The following is a 271-nucleotide window of genomic DNA, read 5'->3' on the forward strand; positions in this document are numbered from 1 at the left end:
TAAAAAAAGAAGCGAAAGTGAATCGGGAATCTATATTTTCAATATTTAAAAAGGTAATTTTAATGTCTATTCCTGTACAAATTTTGCTATTTTGTGAGATTCTTTTAGCGTCATTAAATGGCATTGATAACGTGCTAATCAGTGTATACGCAGTTAAGGAGTATCATCTGGGGGATGTAGGGGTGGGTTTGTTCTATGGGGCGTTAGGGAATGGGCTGACTGTAAGCTTCACTGTAGCGAACCGGCTTCGGAAACATCTCCGTGCCACAGG

The 271-nt window shown here is 39.9% G+C and carries 1 pseudogene; it reads left to right on the top strand.

Features of this window, described 5'->3' with window-relative positions:
* Nucleotides 1–271: pseudogene (locus V7083_RS15960) on the top strand (MFS transporter); the annotation flags it as partial.

Source organism: Bacillus sp. JJ1764 (assembly GCF_036962145.1).
GTDB lineage: Bacteria > Bacillota > Bacilli > Bacillales > Cytobacillaceae > Neobacillus.